We start from the raw sequence: 6,152 nt of genomic DNA, 5'->3' as shown, positions 1-6,152 counted from the left end.
CCACATAGCTGACACGGGTGTTGGCGCTGAGGATTTTCGAGAAGCCTGACAGGTAGGTGACTTGGTCCAACCCGGCCAAGGCCGCGAGGCGGGGGGAGGGATTGGGGTGCAGGTCGCCGTAGAGGTCATCCTCGACGATATGGCAGTGGTACTGCTGGGTCAGTTGCAACAGGCGAAACGCCTGGCTGGGGCTGAAGGAGTGGCCAGTGGGGTTTTGCAGCACGCTGGTGGTGAGGTAGAGGGCAGGTCGGTGTTCGGCCAACACCTGCTCCAATGCGGCGAAGTCGAAACCCTCGGGGCGACGCTGGATCGTCACCACCTTGACCCCGTGCAGGGCCAGGTTGGCGTGGAAGTTGAAGTAGCACGGCGCGTCCAGCAGCACGGTGTCGCCGGGCCGTGCCAGCAGGCGTATGAGCATGTCCAGGCCTTGCAGCGTGTTGGGCGTGGTGATGATCTGGTCCACCGGCACCGACAGGCCCTCGGCGTGCAGCTTCTGTTGCAGGGCTTGGCGCAACGGCAACAGACCGGCCGGCGTGCCCAGCCCGGCGATACGCAGGGACGGTGCGCGGACCACGCTGCGCATGGCTTGGCGGAGGGGCTCGGTATTCAACCAGTCTTCCGGCAAATGCCCGCTGCCCGGGCGCAGCTCGCTACCAGCGGTCACCAACGGGCGCCGCAATACGCTGAGCAAGTCCTGTGGCAGCAGATCAACCCAGGCCACCGACGCCGGCCGCGTGGTTTCCATCGCGACGAAATACCCACGGCCTTGGCTGGACGTCAGCAGGTTGCGCCCACGCAAGCGATCCAGCGCCTCATTGAGGGTGAACTTGCTGACGCCCAGGGTCTGGGTCAGCTCACGCACCGACGGCAACTTGCTGCCGGGCGCCCACTCACCGCTTTCGATGGCCTGGCTGAACGCCTCGACGATCTGCTGGACTTTCGGGGTGCCCTCCCTAAAAGCGATGGCGGCTACAAACATAAACCTTCCTTGTGTTTTCCGGTAATTTTACCGGTGAAGTTCGGCCGGATTAGGCATTACTTTACCTGCCTTGTGCAAGGGAGCTGCCCTAGACTGCGGGCCATCGCACCACCGCAAGGGCCCACGCCATGCCAAACGAACTGATCAACCCCGCTGTGCTGTTCTGCAAGGGGTTAGCGCAACAGAACCGATACGGTACAGGCCATGGTCGACACCCAGCACCCGACCACTCACCAAGCCCTGGCTGACCTGGCGGTCATGAACTTCACATTCCTCTGATCTCTCTGCAAGGCCCCGGACCATGACCAGTGCGCTAACGCTGTCTTCGTTTCTCTCCTTTCTATTGTTCTGCGCCACCATGACGTTCAGCCCCGGCCCCATGACCTTGCTGCTGTTGAGCCTGGGCTTGAAGGACGGCCTGCGACGTTCGATTCCGGCGCAGATCGGCGCCAGCGTGGCGTACCTGATTTCGATCCTGATCTTTGCCGTGGGCTTTTCGGCGTTGATCAAGGGCAACCTCGCCATCACGCAGACCCTCCAGTTTGTCGGCGTGGCCTACATGCTTTACCTGGCCTACAAACAGTGGATCAGCAGTGGTGTGTCGATCGACCAGGGCGGCCCGGTTGCGGGTGCACGCGGCCTGTTCGGCAAAGGTTTGTTGACCGGGTTTTCCAACCCCAAGACTCTCATCATGTTCAGCGCCGTATTCCCACAGTTTGCCGGGGCAGGGGGGCACAGTTCCATGGCAGATATCGCGGTGCTGGGCCTGACCTTCCTGCTGCTGCAATTTGCCAGCGGCTGCCTGTATTGCTATTTCGGCCAGCGCATCCGGCATGTGCTGGAAAATCCCAGGCGGCGCGTGTGGTTGCAGCGGTGCACGGCGGTGCTGCTGCTGGGCGTCGCATTGATGCTGGCGCGCGGGTTTTCCCACTGAAGTATTAGCCTATAAGCGGTAGTGGCGATTTGACGTTGCCCTGGTAGACTCCAGGCACTCATCTAGGACGCCCCACACCATGCCAGCCGCCGGAGGAAAGGGACTTCCGCTTGCTTCGCGTTTGTACAAATCCCGTGCCCTGGGACTGACGCTCGGCTTTGTGTCCGTGGTGTTTGCCATGTACCCGTTGCACCCGTCCTTCTGGGTCTGGGCCTGGATGGTGATCAATGCCTTTGTGTGGCCGCACCTGGCTTACCAATGGTCGTGTCGCGCGAGCAATTCACTGCGCAGTGTGCGGCGTAACTTGTTGTTCGATTCCTTCTGTGGTGGCTTCTGGGTCGGTGCCATGCACTTCAACCCGCTGCCCAGTGTGACCACGCTGTCGATGATGAGCATGAACAACGTCGCCATCGGCGGGCCGCGCTTTATGCTCACCGGTTGGGTCGCGCAAGCGTTGGGTATTGGCACGTCGCTGCTGTTGTTCACGCCAGCATTCATTGCGGTGACCACCGCCACCCAACTCTACGCTTGCCTGCCGATCCTGATGGTATACCCCCTGGCCTTGGGCTGGATTTGCTATCGCCAGGCCGTGACCCTGGCCCGGCACAAGCGCGAACTGCTGGCCCTGAGCCGCACCGACAGCCTGTCCGGCCTGCTTAACCACGGCGCGTGGAAAGATCATCTGGAAATCGAATTTCAACGCTGCCGCCGTGGTCAGGCCGGTGCGGCCATTGCCTTGATCGACATCGACCACTTCAAGACCATCAACGACACCTACGGCCATGTGACCGGTGACATTGTGTTGCGCCAACTGAGCAAAGTGCTGCGTCAGAACTTGCGTGCCACGGACCTGGCCGGGCGCTACGGTGGCGATGAATTCTGCGTGATCCTGCCGGGCATGCCGCTCAACCGTGCCACCGAAGTGATGGACGCCTTGCGCGATCGCTTCAACGCCCTGGCGTACGCCCAGGATCCGACCTTGCGCGCCAGTTTGAGTATCGGCCTGGCGCCGTATCAACCGACCCACGCCGATTCCATCAGTTGGCTCAATGACGCTGACCTGGCGTTGTACGAGGCCAAGAGCAGTGGACGCAACCGGGTCAGTGCGGCGCAGGGGAGTTTGTTGCGCTCGGTTTAGTGGGGTAGGGTAGCGCGGCACCTCCCAACAAAAACAAGGATCGGTTCATGCTTTTTACCTTCTCCCGTACCCTTCTGGCCGCGACCCTGGCCTTGTCCTTCGCCGTGCCGGCCTACAGTGCCGAACCCCATAAACAGATCCAGGCGGACGCCGAACAGTACAAGGCCGAGGCGTTGAAACTGCTGGAACGCCTGGTGAATATCGACTCAGGCTCCGGCTACGAGCCGGGCTTGACCCAAGTGCGCGACATCGCAGTGGATGAGTTGAAGCAGCTCGGTTTCAGTATCGAGCTGGTGCCGGACAAGGCGGCGAACAACAGCCACGTGATCGCCACCCTCAAGGGCACCGGCAAGGCCAAGATCCTGCTGATGGCCCATATGGACACCGTGTTCAAGGAAGGCTCGGCGGCCGAACGCCCGTTCCACATCAAGGATGGCCGCGCCTATGGCCCCGGCGTGATGGATGACAAAGGCGGTATCGTCGCGGGCATCTACGCGCTGAAAGTCCTGAAAAACCAGGGTTTCAAGGACTACGCGCAAATCACCTTCCTGCTCGACGCCAGTGAAGAAACCGGCTCCGAGGCTGCTTCCGAACTGATCCGCAAAACCGCCAAGGCTCACGACGTGACCTTGAACCTGGAGCCCGGCCGTCCGGCTGATGGTTTGGTGGTGTGGCGCAAAGGCAGTGCCACTGCCGTGGTTGAAGTCAAAGGCAAAGCCGCCCACGCCGGCGTCGCTCCGGAACTGGGCCGCAACGCCGCCATGGAAGCTGCGCACCAGATCCTGCAACTGGGCAAGCTGGGTGATGAAGAGAAGAAAACCACCATCAACTTCACCGTGCTCAAGGCCGGTGACCGCGTCAACGTGATCCCCGACCAAGCCACCGCCAAGGCCGACGTACGCGCCGCGTTGCCGGAAGAATTCGACCGCATCGAGAAGGACCTGGCGCGCGTATCGGCCAACAAACTGATCCCCGACACCGAAGTGACCACCAGCCTGCACCGTGGTTTGCCACCGATGCCGCAGACGCCTGAGTCGGACAAGTTGGTGGCGATTGCCCAAGGGATCTATGGGGAGCTGGGGCGCAAGCTGACCATCGAAGGCAGCGGCGGCGCGGCGGATGCGAGCTTGTCCGCCGGGGTGGGTACACCGACGTTGGATGGGTTTGGGATTGTGGGCGGGAATATTCACACGCCGGAAGAGTATGCGGAGGTGGAGAGCGTGGTGCCGCGGGTTTATTTGCTGAGTCGGATGATTATGGAGCTTTCGAAGCGGTGATTAGAGCGGCTCGCTCGCCCGTTTATTCTGGGTGAGCGAGCTTTGTAGTGAGCAGGCTTGCCCTGCGCTGGGCTGCGTAGCCGCCCCAAAACAGGCGGCGCCGATATGCCTGTAGAAACGCATTGCCCCAATGGGGGCCGCTTCGCAGTCTAGCGCGAGCAAGCTCGCTCGCCACAGGAGGCGGTGTCGCGTTGCAGAGCGGTGCGGTGTTACCAAGTTGATGGGTCTTCGAGGCTGGCTTTTTGGAGGTCATCTTTCCAAGCCTCGTTGGCTAGTCGATATATGTCGGCGAAGAAGCCCCGAGGATCAGCTATTTCTGTTTCGTCCCAAGCCATTTTTGAATAAGCTTCTGGATCGTCCTCAAAATAAGAGTGGAAGTTAAAGTTTTCAGTGTTTAGGGCTCGAAGTAATTCCTCCATTAGTTTGTATCTATGGCGATAGGAAAGCTTGTTGTAAGGATCTAGACAGTATTCAAGTATGAGCGCTTCTCGATCTTCATTTTCGTTAGGGTTGAACTGGGCGAGTGTCTTTCCCTTTGTTTCCTCCCTGTCATAAATATCAAAAATTCCTACGAAATAGCTCAAGCTGGCGTCGAAAGGAATGTGTTCGGAGGAAGGGTGAAATAGCATTTGTTATTCCTTAATGGGAAACAGAGTGAAAGGCGTGCCGTCTTCACGGAATTTCATTTCTGCGCCGTTCATTGAAGGGTCGAAATTTGGATTTTTTTGGTCTTTCTTATTTGGTCTGTAGCCGCGTCCAGCCCCTGGTAATTCTAAACGCACAATGTCGTTTTTCTTGTCGTCAATGCCAGTGTAGCGCGGGAGTCCACGTTCAACCCGAGATGTAGCCTTTGTCCATGCCTGAAGTTGAAACTTCCAGCTGTTAAATTGAGAACTTGGAACCCCCTTTCCGTTCTTCGGGAGCATGCCTGTAATGGGGTCTCTCCCATCGACTGATCGCCTCCTTATTTTGGTGCTCTCCACTTCTGGTCCATGCTTGCCGACCATATGCATATCGTACTTTGCTTCGTATTCCAATATTCGACGCTTAGCGTTGGCTTCAGTAAGCTCCTCAATCCTTACTTGTCGCTCTGCATGTGTCAGTTGTGGTAACGCGGGTTCGCCATGATTAACAGCTTCAGTAGGGTTTTGAGCTGTAGCGTTTGGCTTGCACCCATCCCCACCAGGACACGTGCTAAACCCCAGCGGATCCACCCACCCCGTAGGATTAAGCACGTACTGGTACGCATTGATCCCACCCGCCAACTTCACCGGATCCGGCGTCAGGTACCGACCAATATCCGGATGGTAGTAGCGATGACGGTTGTAGTGCAGGCCGCTTTCCGCGTCGAAGTACTGGCCTTGAAAACGCAACGGGTTGTCGATTTTGCCGACGTCGAGGCGGGCGATTTCGCCGTAGGCGCGGTAGTGGGCGGACCAGACGATTTCGCCTTCGCTATCGGTCAGCTCCTGCGGGGTACCTAGGTGGTCGAGTTGGTAGTGAAAGGGTTTTGTGTCTTTCGGGCCAAACCCCTCTAGCAGGGCTAGCGGCCGGAAGCTGTCCGGCTCGTAGACGTAACTGCGATGCCGTTGCGCCTGATGCTCGGCAATCAGCTTGTCGCCTTGCCAGAAGAACTCCGTGGTTATGCCTTCCACGGTTTTGCTGATGCGCCGTCCAAACGGGTCATAGCGATAGCGGGCGGTTTGCCCGTCCGGTTGGGTGAGGCCGATCAGCCGATGCTGACAGTCGTAACGGTATTCAGTGACAAGCTGCTGGCCCTTACCACGTCGTTCACGGATCAGGTTGCCAAAGGCGTCATAGTCG

General features: G+C 59.0%; 6 protein-coding genes. 3 read left to right on the top strand and 3 right to left on the bottom strand.

What is annotated here, in order from left to right; genetic code table 11:
* A partial coding sequence (locus ACRESD_RS01760; protein ID WP_431749359.1) for a PLP-dependent aminotransferase family protein occupies nt 1-979 on the bottom strand: 979 nt, incomplete at its 3' end.
* A gap of 301 nt (nt 980-1,280) precedes the next feature.
* Between ACRESD_RS01760 and ACRESD_RS01755 the strand changes: the two genes are divergently transcribed.
* The 3 genes from ACRESD_RS01755 to ACRESD_RS01745 all read left to right on the top strand — a co-directional run bounded on the left by ACRESD_RS01755 (nt 1,281) and on the right by ACRESD_RS01745 (nt 4,328).
* Nucleotides 1,281-1,913, top strand: a complete 633-nt coding sequence (locus ACRESD_RS01755) for a LysE family translocator (protein ID WP_431749358.1) — start codon at nt 1,281-1,283, stop codon at nt 1,911-1,913.
* 79 nt (nt 1,914-1,992) lie between these two features.
* Nucleotides 1,993-3,051, top strand: coding sequence for a diguanylate cyclase (locus ACRESD_RS01750; protein WP_431749357.1), 1,059 nt, complete (start codon nt 1,993-1,995; stop codon nt 3,049-3,051).
* Nucleotides 3,052-3,098: 47 nt separating this feature from the next.
* Complete coding sequence (locus tag ACRESD_RS01745) at nt 3,099-4,328, top strand: M20/M25/M40 family metallo-hydrolase (protein ID WP_431749356.1); 1,230 nt, start codon at nt 3,099-3,101, stop codon at nt 4,326-4,328.
* A gap of 209 nt (nt 4,329-4,537) precedes the next feature.
* Here the strand turns inward: ACRESD_RS01745 and ACRESD_RS01740 are convergent, their stop codons facing one another.
* Both ACRESD_RS01740 and ACRESD_RS01735 read right to left on the bottom strand, forming a co-directional pair.
* Nucleotides 4,538-4,957, bottom strand: a complete 420-nt coding sequence (locus ACRESD_RS01740) for a hypothetical protein (RefSeq protein WP_431749355.1) — start codon at nt 4,955-4,957, stop codon at nt 4,538-4,540.
* Nucleotides 4,958-4,960: 3 nt separating this feature from the next.
* Nucleotides 4,961-6,152: RHS repeat domain-containing protein (locus ACRESD_RS01735; RefSeq protein ID WP_431749354.1), on the bottom strand; the 1,192-nt coding region annotated here is incomplete at its 5' end.

Source organism: Pseudomonas sp., assembly GCF_050739995.1.
Classification (GTDB): Bacteria; Pseudomonadota; Gammaproteobacteria; order Pseudomonadales; family Pseudomonadaceae; genus Aquipseudomonas.
The sequence above is the reverse complement of the archived record's forward strand: the minus strand, read 5'-3'. Positions and strand labels throughout refer to the sequence as shown.

Excerpts from the sequence above, each read along its gene's own strand:
- ACRESD_RS01740 (WP_431749355.1), bottom strand. The coding sequence starts at position 4,957 with ATGCTATTTCACCCTTCCTCCGAACACATTCCTTTCGACGCCAGCTTG.
- ACRESD_RS01755 (WP_431749358.1), top strand. The coding sequence starts at position 1,281 with ATGACCAGTGCGCTAACGCTGTCTTCGTTTCTCTCCTTTCTATTGTTC.
- ACRESD_RS01750 (WP_431749357.1), top strand. The coding sequence starts at position 1,993 with ATGCCAGCCGCCGGAGGAAAGGGACTTCCGCTTGCTTCGCGTTTGTAC.
- ACRESD_RS01745 (WP_431749356.1), top strand. The coding sequence starts at position 3,099 with ATGCTTTTTACCTTCTCCCGTACCCTTCTGGCCGCGACCCTGGCCTTG.